Consider the following 14,768-nt stretch of genomic DNA (forward strand, 5'->3'; position numbering starts at 1 on the left):
CAATTTCAAAGTTGACGTCAAACTCAATTCGGAGTTAACGTGATCTCGATCACGCCGTCGGGCCGTTCGCTCGCCCCGTCGCGGCTGACCCCGACAGACCCGACCTGAAAGGCGCAGACATGGAGTTCTCCTTCAGCAGGGAGCAAGAAGACCTTCGCAGCTCGGTGAAAGACTTCCTCTCCCGCCGCTCAGGGAGCGAGGCCCGCAACAAGCTCCTGAAGTCCGGCTACGAGTTCGACCGCGAGCTGTGGACGACCATGGCCCGGCAGCTGGGTCTGCAGGGCCTGGCCCTGCCGGAGTCGGTCGACGGCAGCGGCGCCGGCTTCATCGAGACGTCGATCGTCCTCGAGGAGCTGGGCCGGGACTCGTACGCCGGCCCCTACTTCTCCACGATCGCCGCGAGCTGGGTGCTGGAGCAGGGTGGCGACGAGGCCGCGGAGTCCCTGCGGGGCATCGCCGACGGCTCGCGCGTCTTCACCCTCGCCATCGCCGACGAGAGCGGCACGTGGTCCGCACCAGGACACGCCACGAAGGCGTTCGAGGTCGGCGACGACTACCGGCTCACGGGCCTGAAGGTCAACGTCACCGACGCGGACGCCGCCGACGAGTTCGTCGTCATCGCCTCGCTGCCCGAGGGCCCGGCGTGGTTCCGGGTCGCCGCCGACGCACCCGGTGTCACGGTCGACCTGCGCGAGAGCCTCGACCTCACCCGCCCCATCGGCCGGCTCGTGCTGCGCGACGTGAAGGCCGACCTCGTGGTGGGCCCGCAGACCGCGGGACAAGTCCTGGCCGAGGTCAACGACAAGGCCGCCGCCGCGCTCGCGGCCGAGATGGTCGGCGGCGCGAAGGCCGCGCTCGACCAGTCGGTGTCGTGGAGCCTGGAGCGGACGCAGTTCGGCCGGCCGATCGGCTCCTTCCAGGCCATCAAGCACATGTGCGCCGACGCACTCGTCGAGGTCGAGACGGCTCGCCTCCTGGCCGAGTACGCCGCCTGGGCCATCCAGGAGGGCGCTCCGGACGCCAGCGTCGTGGCCTCCATGGCCAAGCAGGCCGCGTCCGACGCGTTCAGCCTGGCCGCGGGCAACAACATCCAGATCCACGGCGGCATCGGCTTCACCTGGGAGCACTCGGCTCATCTGTACTTCCGCCGCGCCAAGGCGTCGTCGGCGCTGTTCGGCACGCCGCACCGCCACCGCGCCCGCATCGCCGACCTCCTCGCCGTCTGAACCGACGCTCACCACAGATTGGAACGACGCCGCATGAACCCCACTTTCTCCCCTGACGTCCAGGCGTTCCAGAAGGAATTCGCCATCGTGCTGCGCGATCTCGTGCCGACCGACTGGGCCGGCGCCGGGACCCTGCCGCGCGAGGAGTACGATCCCTTCGCCGAGCGCATCCGCAAGGAGCTGTACGAGCGCGGCTACATCGGCATCTCGTGGCCGAAGGAGTACGGCGGCCGCGGGCTGAGCGCCGAGTACCAAGTGGCCATCACCGAGGAGCTCACGCGCCACAAGCTCCCCCAAGCCGCCATGAGCGACGTCTTCAGCATCCAGATGTTCGGCAGCACCCTGCTCGCCTTCGGCACCGAGGAGCAGAAGCAGAAGTTCCTGCCGCGCATCCTCAGTGGCGAGGACAAGTGGTGCCAGGGCTACTCCGAGCCGCAGTCGGGCTCCGACCTCGCGAGTGCCGCCACGAACGCCGTCCTCGAGGACGGTCAGTGGCGCATCAACGGACAGAAGATCTGGACGTCGACCGCGCACCTGGCCGACTGGATCTTCGTCCTCGTCCGCACCGACTCCGAGGCCGCCAAGCACCGCGGGCTCACGCTGCTCGCGTGCCCCATGGACCAGGCCGGTGTCGAGGTCCGCCAGATCAAGCAGATCTCGGGCGAGGCCGACTTCAACGAGGTCTTCTTCACCGACGCCGTCACCTCGGCCGAGAACACGATCGGCCCGGTCAACGACGGCTGGCGCGTGGCCACGGCACTGCTCGAGCACGAGCGCGGTGGCGCTGCTGCGGTGCTGGCCATCCGCTTCGCCGAGGAGCTCGACCGCCTGGAGGAGCTGGCCCGCGAGCACGGCCGCAACCACGAGGAGGGCATCCGCCAACGCATCGCGTGGTGCCGGGCGCGCGTTCTCGCGATGCGACTCATGGGCTACCGGGCGCTGACCCGGTCGCTGTCCGGTCAGGGCATCGGCCCCGAAGGCGCCATGAACAAGTTCTTCTGGTCCGAGTACCACCGGGTCCTGACCGAGCTGTCCATGGACATCCTCGGCGAGAACGTCCTGACGCTGGAGGGACGCCGTCCCGCCATCCCCGACGGCCCGGACGCCCCGGGGGCACCGACCGACAGCGCGGGCTGGATCACCGGCTTCCTCAACGCCAAGGCGAGCACGATCTTCGCCGGGACATCCCAGGTCCAGCGCAACCTGCTGTCCGAGAAGATCCTGGGCATGCCGCGCGAGCCCAAGGTGGAGACCAACCGGAGCCGCTGAGCCGCAGTCCGCCTCCTCCACCTGCCTCCACGCCCGAAAGGCCTCCGATGGTGAACGCAGCCCAGCCGATCTGGACGAACGCCCAGAGCCAGCCCGATGCCGTCGCCCTGCGCATCGACGGTGTCGAGTGGTCGTTCCGCGACCTGCGGGACGCGTCCGCGGCCTGGGGCGCGCGGCTGGCCGGAGCGGGGGTCGCACCGGGCGAGCGGGTCCTGCTCGCCGCCGGCACCCAGGCCGAGTGGGTCTTCGCCTACCACGGGATCCTGGCGATCGGCGCCATCGCGGTCACGGTGAATCCCGGATCTACGCGGGGCGAGCTGCGGTACTTCCTCGAGGACTCCGGGGCGGTCCTCGCCCTGGCCGGCGACAGCACGCAGGCCCACCTCGAGGAGGCCGGCGAGGAGCTCGGAGTTCCGGTCTGGAACCTGAACGAGTCGGCCGCGCCGGTCACGGAGAGCGATCTGCCGCGCTCCGTCGAGCCCGGTGACGGCGCCTGCATCATGTACACCTCGGGGACGACAGGTCAGCCGAAGGGCGCCCAGCTCACCCACCACGGCATCCGGGGAAGTGCCAGGTCGATCAGCGAGGCGCTCGGCCTGACGTCCGACGACCACTTCGGCAGCGCGCTGCCGCTCTTCCACGTCTTCGGGCAGGTGACGATCATCCGCACGGCGTACGAGCTGGGCATTCCCGTCACCCTGATGACGAAGTTCGACGCGGCCGCCCTGCTGGAGACCGCGGCCCGGCACGGAGTCACCCTGCTGGCCGGCGTTCCGACGATGTGGAACGCCATGTCCAACGTCGGGCCCGAGGTCGACTCGCTCGACCTCTCGCGGCTGCGGCTCGCCATCTCCGGCGGCGCCGGCCTGCCCACCGAGGTCGCCAGCCGGTTCGAGGAGCGGTACGGCTGCGAGGTCCTGGCCGGCTATGGCCTCACGGAGACGGCGGGGGTGGGCGCCTGCCCGCCCCTCGACGCCCCGCACAAGCCCCAGAGCGCCGGCATCGCCTGGCCCGGTGCCGAGCTGGCCATCCTCGACACCGAGCACCGGCAGCTCCCGCCGGGCAGCATCGGCGAGATCGCGGTCCGCTCGGACATGTGCTTCAAGAACTACTGGAATCGGCCGGAGGCCACCGCCAAGGCGTGGCACGAGGACTGGTTCCTCACCGGTGACCTCGGGCGCATGGACGACGAGGGCCACCTGTGGGTCGTCGACCGGATCAAGGACCTGATCATCCGCGGCGGGTACAACGTGTACCCCAAGGAGCTCGAGGAGATCCTCTACTCGCACCCGGACGTGCTGGAGGCCGCCGTCGTGGGCGTCCCCGACGAGCGTCTCGGCGAGGAGATCGCGGCCGTGGTCGTCCTGCGCGAGGGCCGTGACTTCGACGTCGCCGGGATGCAGGCGTGGATGTCCGAGCGGGTCGCCGCCTACAAGACCCCGCGGATCTACCAAGTCGTCGCCGAGCTCCCGCGGGGCTCGACGGGCAAGATCCTCAAGCGCGAGATCGACCGGTCGGTCGTCGACGCCGAAGGCCTCCGCACCGCCAGGACCTCGAAGCCGGTCCCGACCACCTGAAACCACGCCAGGGAGAACCATGATCCTTCATCGTCCAGAGCAGATCGAAGAGTTCACCGCTGCCGGGCTGTGGTCCACCGACCACACGCTCCTCGACGATCTGGACACCGGGGCCCGCACCTTCCCCGACCGCGTTGCCTACTCCGACCCGCCCAACCGGCGCGACCTGATCGGATCGGACCCCACGGCCCTGACCTGGTCGCAGCTGAAGGACGCGGCCGAGGGCGTGGCCACGAGCCTGGTGGACCTGGGCCTGGAGAAGGACGACGTGGTCATCGTCCAGTCCCCCAACGTCGTGGAGCTGCCCCTGCTGTACCTCGCGATCTGCGCCGCTGGCGGGATCATCTCGCCCGTGCCGATGCAGTGGCGCTCCAAGGACATCGGCTACGTGGCCGAGCTGACCGGCTCGCGCTTCCTGATCGCCCCCGAGACGTTCAAGAGCCACCGGCCGCTCGACGACGCGCGCGGCTGGCAGGACGGCTCGACGATCGAGCACCTCATCGACCTCGCGGACATCATGACGATGGCCGAGACGAAGCCCCGGCCCGACGTCCTGGCCGAGCGGCGACCCAGCCCCTACGAGATCTTCACGCTGTGCTGGACCTCGGGCACCGAGAGCCAACCGAAGGGCTGCCCGCTCAGCCACAACAACTGGAACTACGGCGGCCAGGCGCTGGTCAAGAGCCTGAGCCTGCGCGAGGGCAGCCACCGCCAGGTCGCGGCCGCGCCCGTCACGAACATGCTCGGCGTGTGCCTGACGATCACCGTGAATCTCAAGCTCTCCGGTTCGGTCGCCCTCCACCACCCGCTCGACCTCGACCTGCTGATCCAGCAGATCAACGACCACGAGACCCAGTTCCTGATCCTCCCGCCGGCGATCCTGCGTCAATTGCTGAACGCACCCGACTCGGCCCTGGACCTGACCTCGGTGGACTCGATCATGACCGGCGGCTCCCCGCCCTCGGGCTCCCTCATCGAGGGGTACAAGGAGCGGTGGGGCGTCGAGATCGTCAACGGCTGGGGAATGAACGAAGGCGCCGGCCTGTGGGCCGGCCCCGAGGACGTGCCCGCGGCCGACATGCGGTCGACGCACCTGCCCTGGTACGGACTGCCCGGCTACTCCTGGCCCTCGGGCATCAGCGGGATGCAGTACCGGGTCGTCGACGAGAACGACCACTCGACGACCACCGCTGGTGACACCGGCGAGCTGCGCGTCCGCGGCCCCCTCGTCTTCCCCGGGTACTTCAACCGCCCCGACCTGGCGGAGCGGGCCTTCGACGACCAGGGCTACCTCCGCACCGGTGACCTGTTCCTCATCAAGGGAGACGGGTTCCTGTCGTACTTCGACCGGCAGAAGGACATCATCATTCGCGGCGGCTTCAACATCAGCGCCGCCGAGGTCGAGAACCTCGTCGTCGGGGCGCCCGGCGTGGCGGACTGCGCGGCCGTCGGCGTCCCCGACGAGGAGCTGGGCGAGCGCGTCTGCGTCGTCGTCGTGCCCCGGGACGAGTCGGCTCCGCCGACGCTGGCCGACATCCTCTCCCACCTGCGCGACGCGGGCCTGGCGGTCTACAAGCTCCCCGAGCTCATCGAGTACATGGACGAGCTCCCCCGCAATCCCGTGGGCAAGCTCCTCAAGCGCGACATCCGGACCTCGGTCAGGGAGAGCGTCAGGTCCACCCTCTGATTTTCGGCAGCACCACACCTCCCCGGAAGGGAATGCGACACACCATGGCAGCAACGGACAATGATGTGATCCTCGTCGACGTCGAGGACGGGGTCGCCACGATCACCCTCAATCGACCCGACGTCTACAACGCGTGGAACAGCGAGGTCCAGACCAAGCTGTTCGGGCTCTTCGACACGATGGCCCACGACGACGACGTGCGCGTCGTCATCATCACGGGAGCCGGCAAGGCCTTCTCGGCCGGCGCCGACATGGAGATCCTCTCCGAGGAGGACGGCGGCACCGGAGCCGGCAGCCGACCGCTGCTGGCCCCGATGTGGTTCCCCAAGCCGGTCATCGCGGCGATCAACGGAGCCTGCGCCGGCATCGGCCTTCAGCTGGCCCTGATGTGCGACGTGCGCATCGCATCGCAGGACGCGAAGTTCACCACGGCGTTCGCCCGCCGCGGGCTCATCGCGGAGCACGGCCTCAGCTGGCTCTTCTCCCGCCTGACGTCGCTGGCGACGGCCTCCGAGCTGCTCCTGTCGGCGCGCGTCTTCAAGGGCGACGAGGCCGAGCGACTCGGTGTCGTCCACTTCGCCGTGCCGCGCGACGAGGTCCTGGACCGGGCCAACGCCTACGCCCGGGACCTGGCCGACAACGTGTCGCCCACCGCGATGGCCGTCATCAAGTGGCAGATGTACAACCACTACGACCGCCCGCTGATCGAGTCCATGGACCACTCGGACGAGCTGATGCGCGCCTCGGCGGCCCGGCCGGACCTGGCCGAGGGCGTGGCGAGCTTCCTGGAGCGCCGCCAGCCCAAGTTCGCGCCGCTCGACCACTCGGCCGTCCCGCCGACGACCTTCGCGGCGAAGCAGTGACCGTCGCGTCACCTCGGTGACGCCACGACGAAGGGGCCCGGTCCATTCGGACCGGGCCCCTTCGTCGTCGCAGGATCAGCCGACGTGCAGCGCGACGCGGATCGCGTCGCCGATGCGGCTGATCGAGAAGGCCGCCAGCACGATCACCAGGCCGGGGACGACCGTCGCGAACGGTGCCTGCGTGAAGAACAGGTACGCGTCCGCCAGGTCCCCGCCCCAGGACGGGTGCGGCGGGTTCACGCCGAGGCCGAGGAAGCCCAGCGCCGCCTGGACGATCATGGCGATGCTCGCCAGGCTGCACGCCTGGACCAGCACCGGCGCGAAGGCGTTCGGCAGCACGTGGCGGATGGCGGCGCGCGTGTTGCTGACTCCCAGCGAACGCGCGACCAGCAGGTAGTCCGCCCGCCGGATGGGCAGGATGTTCGACCTCAGCAGCATCGCGATGCTCGGCGCGAAGATGAACCCGAGCGCCACCATCGACATGTTGAGGCCGGAGCCAACGACTCCGGTGATCGCGACGGCCAGCACCAGGCCCGGGATGGACAGGATGGCGTCCGCGAGCCGCATGCTGACCTCGTCCAGCGGGCCACCGATGTATCCCGCGGCCAGGCCCCACGGAACACCGATGAGGAGGAAGACCGCGACGGCGATGGCCGTGCCCTGGAAGGCCGCGGCGGCGCCGTACATCAGCCGGCTCAGGACGTCGCGTCCGGCCTGGTCGGTGCCCAGCCAGTGCGACGCCGACGGGTTCGCGAACGTGTTGTCCGCGTCGGTCGTCAGTGGATCGTACGGCGCGATGAGGGGAGCCAGCAGGCCGACCAGGATCAGGGTGGCGACCACCGCGATGGCGAAGATCACCGTCGGGGTGAAGACCACGTCGGACCGGTTGCGCCTGCCGGCGGTCGCGGCCCGGCCGGGCACGAGGTTCTGGGCGATGCTCATGCGAGCTCCTTCCTGCGACGGGGATCGATCGCCGTCAGCACCAGATCGGCGATCAGGGACAGCATCACGACCGCGAACGCCAGCATCAGCACGATCGCCTGGAGTGCGGCGAAGTCACGGAAGTGGACGGCGTCGATGATCGAGGCCCCCAGCCCCGGCAGCACGAAGACGACGTCGATGATGACGAGCTCGCCGACGAGGGTCGAGGCCAGGAACGGGATGAACGTGATGATCGGTCCCACGGCGTTGCGCAGCGCGAGATCGAAGTTGATCCGTGCCGGGCTGACGCCCATCGCGCGGGCGGCGCGGATGTAAGGGCTGTCCAGGGCCGCCACCATGGCACTGCGGACGTGGCGGATCGTGAAGGCCGTGGGCGGTACGGCGATCAGCAGCACCGGCATGAGGATGGACTCGAGGTGCGGGATCACGCCCTCCGACCACGGCGTGTAGCCGTTGACCGGCAGCCAGCCCAGGCTGGCGCCGAAGATGCCCACGCACATCGTGGAGATCCAGAAGACCGGGACCGAGACGCCCAGGCCGGAGACGGCGAAGACCGTGCGGCCCAGCTTCGTCTCGCGCTTGATGGCGGCGAAGATGCCGATGCCACCACCGGCGACGAGCGCGACGAGCATGCCGAGTCCGACGATCTCCAGCGTCGACACCATGCGGGGCGCCAGGACGTCCACGACCGGGAGGCCGGTGGCGTAGGAGATGCCGAAGTCGCCCTGGAGGACGCCGCCGAGCCAGCTGAAGTACTGCTGCCACAGCGGCTGGTCGAGGCCGTACCTCTCGTTGATCATCTTGATGGTGTCGGGGTTGTCCGAGCCGCCCAGCAGGGCCTCGGCCGGACCACCGGGGATGATCACGCGCAGCATGAACGACAGCAGCGTGATCAGCAGGAGGGTCGGGATGACCACCCTCAGGCGGCGTAGGAATAGACGGGTCACGCGACACCTTCCCTCGCTGGGTGATGGAGCGGCTCGAACTCCTCGAAGTCGAGCTGGGGCATCTCGATGAACTCGTTGTGCGCCCCGTGGATCCTGGGGATGCTGCTGATGAGCGCCTGCGTGTAGGGGTGTCCGGGGTCGGCGATCACCGCGGACGAGGGGCCGGTCTCCACGACCCGGCCGCGGTACATCACGGCCAGCTGGTCGGACACCTCGTCGAGGACGCCGATGTCGTGGGAGATCAGCATGACGGCCAGCTCCCGCTCGTCGGTCACCTTGCGGATGATGTCCATGACCTCGCGCTGGACCGTCACGTCGAGCGCCGTGGTGGGCTCGTCGGCGAACAGGATGTCCGCGCCGCACACCAGCGCCATCGCGATCATGACGCGCTGGCACATGCCCCCGGACAGCTCGTACGGGTAGCTGTGGAGCACCCGCTCGACGTCACGGAGCTGGACGTCGTTCAGCGCCTCGACGATGCGCTCCCTGGCCTGGGCCTTCGAGCACTCGACGTTCGCCCGGAGCGCGAGCTCCATCTGTCGTTCGATCTGCACCACGGGATTGAGGGCCGTCACGGTCTCCTGGAAGATCATCGTCATCCCGGAGCCGCGGACCTTCGCCCGCTCGGACTCGCTCGCGCCGATGAGCTCCTTGCCCTTGAAGCGGATCGAGCCGTTGATGTGCGCGTTCGTCGGGGCCAGCCCGAGGGCGGCAAGGGCCGTGAGGCTCTTGCCGCTCCCGGACTGTCCGGCCACTCCCAGAATCTCCCCCGGGAACAGATCCAAGGAGACGTCGACGACTGCCTTCTGGGGTCCGCCGAAGTCCACCTCGAGCTGGCGGACCGACAGGATCGGCTCGCGACGCTGGTCGTCGGACACCTGGGTTGCGCTACTGGGATGTGGCATGGGCCCTCCTTACTCGGCCGGCTTCAGCGCGGCCATGTCGATGTCGAACTCGAGCAGGTTGGGCTCGTGCGGCTCGACGTTCGTCCGGTGCGCGTAGGCCTTCGGCTTCGTGTACATGTTCGCCATGTTCGGGTTGTTCGCGGCCTCGACCTGGATCGCTTGGGCCTTGGTCACCCGCTCGTCGGGATCGAGAGTCGTCTCGAAGTCGGCGAGCATCTCCCACGGAACGACCTCGGCGTGGCCGACGTTGTAGATCGACTTGCCGTACTCCGCGTTGAACGTGTCACGCGGGGTGGGCTGGCTGGGCCAGCTGGTGAAGTTGCAGTCGGGCGCCTTGGCGGCCGCTGCCATGTCGCCACCCTTGTAGAAGTTGGCCATCACCTCGGTCAGCTCGCTGATCTCCAGGTCGACCTTGATGCCCACGGCCTCGAGCTGCTCGAGGATGTAGGGCGACGAGGTCTCGTAGCCCGAACCGGTGTACGTGCTGCACTTGAGCTCGATGCCGTCGGCGAAGCCCGCGTCGGCCAGCAGCTGCTTGGCCTTGGCCGGGTCGTAGGTGTACAGCGACTGCGTCTCGTCGCTGCTGTACTCCGACGACGACGGGTACATGCTCTGCGTCGGCTCGCCGTAGCCGCCGGTGGCGGCCTTGGCCAGCGCCTCGCGGTCCAGCGCGAAGTTGAACGCGTCGCGGACGCGCTTGTCCTCGAGCTTGGGGCTCGCCATGTTGAACTGCACGTGGTAGTGCGCCAGCGACGGGTCGACCTCGACCTCGATGCCGTCGGCCTTCTTCAGGGTGTCGATGTCGGTGAGGGCCGTCCGGGCCGCCACGTCGATCTGCCCCGACTGCAGCGCCTGGTTCATCGAGACCGGGGTCTTGAAGAACTTCAGGTCGATGGACTCGTAGAAGCCACGGTCGTCGTTCCAGTAGTCGTCGTTCTTCTCGAACACGATCTGCGAGCCCGACACGTTCGTCTTGATGACGTAGGGGCCCGAGCCGATCGGGTTGCCCGAGACGTCGTCGCCGGAGGCCTCGAACGCCTTCGGGGACACCATGTAGCCCGAGTTGTGCGCCAGCTGCTCGGCCAGCCAGGCGCTGTCCTCACCGAGGGTGAGCTTCAGCTCGGTCGGCGAGACGACCTCGACCGAGTCGACCGACGTGATGAGGCCGAGCTTGGTCAGCTTGAAGTTGCGGTCGAGGTTCGCCTTCACGGCCTCGGCGTCCACCGGCGTGCCGTCGGAGAACTTCACGCCCTCGCGCAGCTTCAGGGTGAACGTCTTCTTGTCCTCGGAGTAGCCCCACTCGGTGGCGAGGCCCTCCTTGACCTGGCCGGTCTCGGCGTCGACCTCGAGGAGACGGTCGTAGATGAGCCGCAGGAAGGTCATGTCGTGCCCGCCGGTGACGTTGACCGGATCCAGGCTGCTCGGCTGCAGCAGCGAGCCGGCCTTGAGCATCGACGCATCGCCCTCGGCGCCGCCGTCCGACCCGGTACAGGCCGACATGACGCCGACGAGGGCCGCAATGGCGACCCATCGCGCTGGTCCAAAGATTCGCTTCACGAGGTCTCCTCTTTCATGGAAGTGAACTGCTGATTCGGATGGGTGCTGACGGTGGTCCGCTCCAGACGCGGGATGGCGTTCAGGAGCTTCTGCGTGTAGGCGTGCTGGGGGCGATCGATGACGTCGCGGACCGGGCCGACCTCGACGACCTTCCCCTGCTGCATCACGACGACGCGGTCGACCAGCTGGCTCACGACGGCGAGATCGTGCGAGATGAACAGGATCGCGATGCCCTCGTCCCGGCGGATCTGGACGAGGAGGTTCAGGATGCGCGCCCGGACGGACACGTCCAGCGCCGAGACGGATTCGTCGCAGACCAGCAGGCCGGGCCGTGCGGCCAGCGCACGGGCGATCGCCACGCGCTGCTTCTGGCCGCCGGAGAGCTCGCGGGGCTTCCGGTTCACCAGGGCGGGGTCGAGGCCGACGCGCTCGATGTACGCGACGCTCTGCTGGATGTGGCTCTTGGTGATCCGGCCGCCCTTGGCGATGGCCTCGGCGATGATGCTGCCGACGCTGCGGCGCGGGTTCACCGCGGTCGAGGAGTCCTGGAAGATCATCTGGACCCCGGCGCGGCCCGAGTTCGACACCTGGCCCCACTCCTGGGTCGTCGTCCCGTCGAAGTGCAGGCGGCCGTCGGTCGCGTTGAGGAAGCCGGCCACGACCATCCCGACGCTGGACTTGCCGCTTCCGGACTCGCCGACGATTCCGACGATCTCGGACTCGCCGACGTCGAAGCTGACCCCGTCGACGGCACGCACCACGCCACCGCGGGCGAGGCGGTACTCGATGACCAGGTCCTCGACGGAGAGCGCGGGCTTCGTGGCCGTCGTCGGGCCCTCGCGAGTCAAGTTCTCCATGCATCCCTCCCAGGTGGGTTTTGTGTAGGCTAGATCACATTGAACCTGACATCAAGTTTATTTCTTGATCTCTGGGATCGCGGTTCGTCGGCCTTGCGCCACACCTTCGGGCATGGCGAATCCGCTGGGAGGACAGGGGAAATCGCGGGCCGACCGAGGCCCGCCGAGCGGTCGCGCCCGGCCACTGGTCAGGGCGCCGGTTCGCCTGCCCGGCTGCGGCTCACCGACTCATCACGGGCGGCTTCGGGAGCACGCCGGGACGCACGAAGGGCCCGGGTCGATGACCCGGGCCCTGCGTGGTGGTGCTGCTGGTGGTGCTCAGTCGTCGCTGCTGGCGCCGGCCTCGACGGCCGGGGGAACCTCAGGCAGCTCCAGATCGGCCTTCGACGTGCCGGTGAAGGTGAACTCACCGTCCACGACGTCGACCACGACGATCTGGCCGGCGTGGAGCTCTCCGTAGAGAAGCTTCTCGGCCAGGACGTCCTCGACCTCGCGCTGCACCGTGCGCCGCAGCGGCCGCGCACCGAGCACGGGGTCGAAGCCGTCGGCGGACAGCTTGATCTTCGCCGCGGTGGTGAGCTCGATGTCGATGTCCTTCTCGGCCAGACGGGCCTCGAGGGAACCGACCATCATGTCGACCATCCGCAGGATCTCCTCCTGCGTCAGCGGCGGGAACACGATGACCTCGTCGACGCGGTTCAGGAACTCCGGACGGAAGTGCTGCTTGAGCTCCGTGCCGACGCGCTCCTTCATCTTCTCGTAGGTCCCCGCGACGTCGCCGGCCTGGGAGAAGCCCAGGTTGACGCCCTTGGAGATCTCACGCGCACCGAGGTTGGTGGTCATGATGATCACGGCGTTCTTGAAGTTGACGACGCGACCCTGACCATCGGTGAGGTGACCCTCCTCGAGGATCTGCAGGAGCGAGTTGAAGATGTCCGGGTGGGCCTTCTCGATCTCGTCGAACAGGACCACGCTGAACGGCTTGCGCCGCACCTTCTCGGTGAGCTGGCCACCCTCCTCGTACCCGACGTAGCCCGGAGGCGAGCCGAACAGGCGCGAGACGGTGTGCTTCTCGCTGTACTCGCTCATGTCGAGCTGGATGAGCGCCTCGTCGTCGCCGAAGAGGAAGTTCGCCAGCGCCTTGGAGAGCCACGTCTTGCCGACGCCCGAGGGCCCGGCGAAGATGAACGATCCACCGGGACGACGGGGATCCTTCAGGCCGGCACGGCCACGACGGATCGCCCGGGACAGGGCCTTGATGGCCTCGTCCTGACCGATGACGCGCTTGTGCAGCTCGTCCTCCATGTGCAGGAGCCGGCTGGACTCCTCCTCGCTGAGCTGGCCGACCGGGATGCCGGTCGCCTTGGCCAGGACCTCGGCGATGAGGTGCTCGTCGACGACCGCGACCTGGTCGAGGTCGCCGGACTTCCAGGCGCGCTCACGCTCGTGCTTGGCGGCGATGAGCTTCTTCTCCTCGTCGCGAAGGCTCGCGGCGAGCTCGAAGTCCTGGGCGTCGATGGCGCCCTCCTTGCGGCGGCGGACGTCGGCGATCTGCTCGTCGAACTCCTTGAACTCCGGCGGCGCCGCGGCGCGACGGATGCGCAGGCGCGCACCGGCCTCGTCGATCAGGTCGATCGCCTTGTCCGGCAGGAACCGGTCGCTCACGTAGCGGTCGGCCATCGTGGCGGCGGCCACGAGAGCGTCGTCGGTGATCGAGACGCGGTGGTGCGCCTCGTAGCGGTCGCGGAGCCCCTTGAGGATCTCGACCGAGTCGGCGACGGACGGCTCGTTGACGAGCACCGGCTGGAAGCGACGGTTGAGCGCCGCGTCCTTCTCGAAGTGCTTGCGGTACTCGTCGAGCGTGGTGGCGCCGATGGTCTGCAGCTCACCGCGAGCCAGCATCGGCTTGAGGATGCTGGCGGCATCGATCGCGCCCTCGGCGGCACCCGCACCCACCAGGGTGTGGATCTCGTCGATGAACAAGATGATGTCGCCGCGGGTGCGGATCTCCTTGAGCACCTTCTTGAGGCGCTCCTCGAAGTCGCCGCGGTAGCGGGAGCCCGCCACCAGCGCGCCGAGGTCGAGCGTGTAAATCTGCTTGTCCTTGAGCGTCTCGGGCACGTCGCCGCGCACGATGTCCTGCGCCAGCGACTCGACGACGGCGGTCTTGCCGACGCCCGGCTCGCCCACGAGGACAGGGTTGTTCTTCGTGCGGCGGCTCAGCGTCTGCATGACGCGCTCGGCCTCGTCGGCCCGGCCGATCACCGGGTCGAGCTTGCCCTCGCGGGCGGCCTGGGTCAGGTTGCGGCCGAACTGGTCCAGCACGGCGCTGGACGCGGCGGCGGGAGCCTCGGTGCCGGCGCCCGTGGTCTCGGACTCCTTGCCCTGGAAGCCGCTCACCAGCTGGATGACCTGCTGGCGGACGCGGTTGAGATCGGCGCCCAGCTTCACGAGGACCTGGGCGGCGACGCCCTCGCCCTCGCGGATCAGGCCGAGCAGGATGTGCTCGGTGCCGATGTACGTGTGTCCCAGCTGCAACGCCTCGCGCAGGCTCAGCTCGAGCACCTTCTTGGCGCGCGGGGTGAACGGGATGTGCCCGCTGGGTGCCTGCTGGCCCTGGCCGATGATGTCCTCGACCTGGCCGCGGACGGCTTCGAGCGAGATGTCAAGGCTTTCCAGTGCCTTCGCGGCGACGCCCTCACCCTCGTGGATGAGGCCCAGCAGGATGTGTTCGGTGCCGATGTAGTTGTGGCTGAGCATGCGCGCTTCCTCCTGCGCAAGCACCACGACTCGTCGGGCCCGGTCGGTGAATCTTTCGAACATGTCGGTCCCCTCTGCTGGACTGGTCTTTTCAGCATAGACGGGTCTTGGTGACCCGACTCGCCCTGTCCAGTTGCTTAACTCAACCGTCATGCACGGGCGTGGCTTCCACTGTTCG

Annotated in this window: 11 protein-coding genes; 5 read left to right on the top strand and 6 right to left on the bottom strand. The window is 68.5% G+C overall.

Annotated features, from left to right (window positions below):
* Positions 1 to 119 precede the first annotated feature (119 nt).
* The 5 genes from H1W00_RS01430 to H1W00_RS01450 all read left to right on the top strand — a co-directional run bounded on the left by H1W00_RS01430 (position 120) and on the right by H1W00_RS01450 (position 6,622).
* Positions 120 to 1,226 (top strand): acyl-CoA dehydrogenase family protein, encoded by a 1,107-nt coding sequence (locus H1W00_RS01430; protein ID WP_241732801.1) that lies wholly within the window; start codon positions 120 to 122, stop codon positions 1,224 to 1,226.
* 33 nt (positions 1,227 to 1,259) lie between these two features.
* Positions 1,260 to 2,495: an acyl-CoA dehydrogenase family protein gene (locus H1W00_RS01435; protein WP_181752982.1), complete on the top strand. Its 1,236-nt coding sequence runs from the start codon at positions 1,260 to 1,262 to the stop codon at positions 2,493 to 2,495.
* Between the two features lie 47 nt (positions 2,496 to 2,542).
* Positions 2,543 to 4,072 (top strand): class I adenylate-forming enzyme family protein, encoded by a 1,530-nt coding sequence (locus H1W00_RS01440; protein WP_181752984.1) that lies wholly within the window; start codon positions 2,543 to 2,545, stop codon positions 4,070 to 4,072.
* A gap of 19 nt (positions 4,073 to 4,091) precedes the next feature.
* A complete protein-coding gene (locus H1W00_RS01445) occupies positions 4,092 to 5,759 on the top strand; it encodes a class I adenylate-forming enzyme family protein (protein WP_181752987.1) in 1,668 nt (555 codons plus the stop codon).
* A gap of 65 nt (positions 5,760 to 5,824) precedes the next feature.
* A complete protein-coding gene (locus H1W00_RS01450; protein WP_206679949.1) occupies positions 5,825 to 6,622 on the top strand; it encodes an enoyl-CoA hydratase-related protein in 798 nt (265 codons plus the stop codon).
* 75 nt (positions 6,623 to 6,697) lie between these two features.
* Here the strand turns inward: H1W00_RS01450 and H1W00_RS01455 are convergent, their stop codons facing one another.
* The 6 genes from H1W00_RS01455 to H1W00_RS01480 form a co-directional block, all read right to left on the bottom strand.
* Positions 6,698 to 7,564 (bottom strand): ABC transporter permease, encoded by an 867-nt coding sequence (locus H1W00_RS01455; protein ID WP_181752991.1) that lies wholly within the window; start codon positions 7,562 to 7,564, stop codon positions 6,698 to 6,700.
* A complete protein-coding gene (locus H1W00_RS01460) occupies positions 7,561 to 8,511 on the bottom strand; it encodes an ABC transporter permease (protein ID WP_181752992.1) in 951 nt (316 codons plus the stop codon). Before H1W00_RS01460 ends, H1W00_RS01455 begins: the two co-directional genes overlap by 4 nt.
* Positions 8,508 to 9,416 (bottom strand): ABC transporter ATP-binding protein, encoded by a 909-nt coding sequence (locus tag H1W00_RS01465; protein ID WP_181752994.1) that lies wholly within the window; start codon positions 9,414 to 9,416, stop codon positions 8,508 to 8,510. The genes H1W00_RS01460 and H1W00_RS01465 overlap by 4 nt, the downstream gene beginning before the upstream one ends.
* A 9-nt stretch (positions 9,417 to 9,425) precedes the next feature.
* Positions 9,426 to 10,973 (bottom strand): ABC transporter substrate-binding protein, encoded by a 1,548-nt coding sequence (locus H1W00_RS01470; RefSeq protein ID WP_181752996.1) that lies wholly within the window; start codon positions 10,971 to 10,973, stop codon positions 9,426 to 9,428.
* Positions 10,970 to 11,830 (bottom strand): ABC transporter ATP-binding protein, encoded by an 861-nt coding sequence (locus tag H1W00_RS01475; protein WP_181752998.1) that lies wholly within the window; start codon positions 11,828 to 11,830, stop codon positions 10,970 to 10,972. The genes H1W00_RS01470 and H1W00_RS01475 overlap by 4 nt, the downstream gene beginning before the upstream one ends.
* Positions 11,831 to 12,148: 318 nt before the next feature.
* On the bottom strand, positions 12,149 to 14,653 hold the full coding sequence (locus tag H1W00_RS01480; protein WP_181753000.1) for an ATP-dependent Clp protease ATP-binding subunit: 2,505 nt from the start codon (positions 14,651 to 14,653) through the stop codon (positions 12,149 to 12,151).
* Positions 14,654 to 14,768: the final 115 nt, after the last annotated feature.

It is taken from the genome of Aeromicrobium phoceense, assembly GCF_013868155.1.
Lineage (GTDB): Bacteria > Actinomycetota > Actinomycetes > Propionibacteriales > Nocardioidaceae > Aeromicrobium > Aeromicrobium phoceense.

What these genes read in the sequence shown, in the direction of transcription:
- H1W00_RS01430 (WP_241732801.1), top strand. Translation starts at nt 120, where the DNA reads ATGGAGTTCTCCTTCAGCAGGGAGCAAGAAGACCTTCGCAGCTCGGTG.
- H1W00_RS01435 (WP_181752982.1), top strand. Translation starts at nt 1,260, where the DNA reads ATGAACCCCACTTTCTCCCCTGACGTCCAGGCGTTCCAGAAGGAATTC.
- H1W00_RS01440 (WP_181752984.1), top strand. Translation starts at nt 2,543, where the DNA reads ATGGTGAACGCAGCCCAGCCGATCTGGACGAACGCCCAGAGCCAGCCC.
- H1W00_RS01445 (WP_181752987.1), top strand. Translation starts at nt 4,092, where the DNA reads ATGATCCTTCATCGTCCAGAGCAGATCGAAGAGTTCACCGCTGCCGGG.
- H1W00_RS01455 (WP_181752991.1), bottom strand. Translation starts at nt 7,564, where the DNA reads ATGAGCATCGCCCAGAACCTCGTGCCCGGCCGGGCCGCGACCGCCGGC.
- H1W00_RS01465 (WP_181752994.1), bottom strand. Translation starts at nt 9,416, where the DNA reads ATGCCACATCCCAGTAGCGCAACCCAGGTGTCCGACGACCAGCGTCGC.
- H1W00_RS01475 (WP_181752998.1), bottom strand. Translation starts at nt 11,830, where the DNA reads ATGGAGAACTTGACTCGCGAGGGCCCGACGACGGCCACGAAGCCCGCG.
- H1W00_RS01480 (WP_181753000.1), bottom strand. Translation starts at nt 14,653, where the DNA reads ATGTTCGAAAGATTCACCGACCGGGCCCGACGAGTCGTGGTGCTTGCG.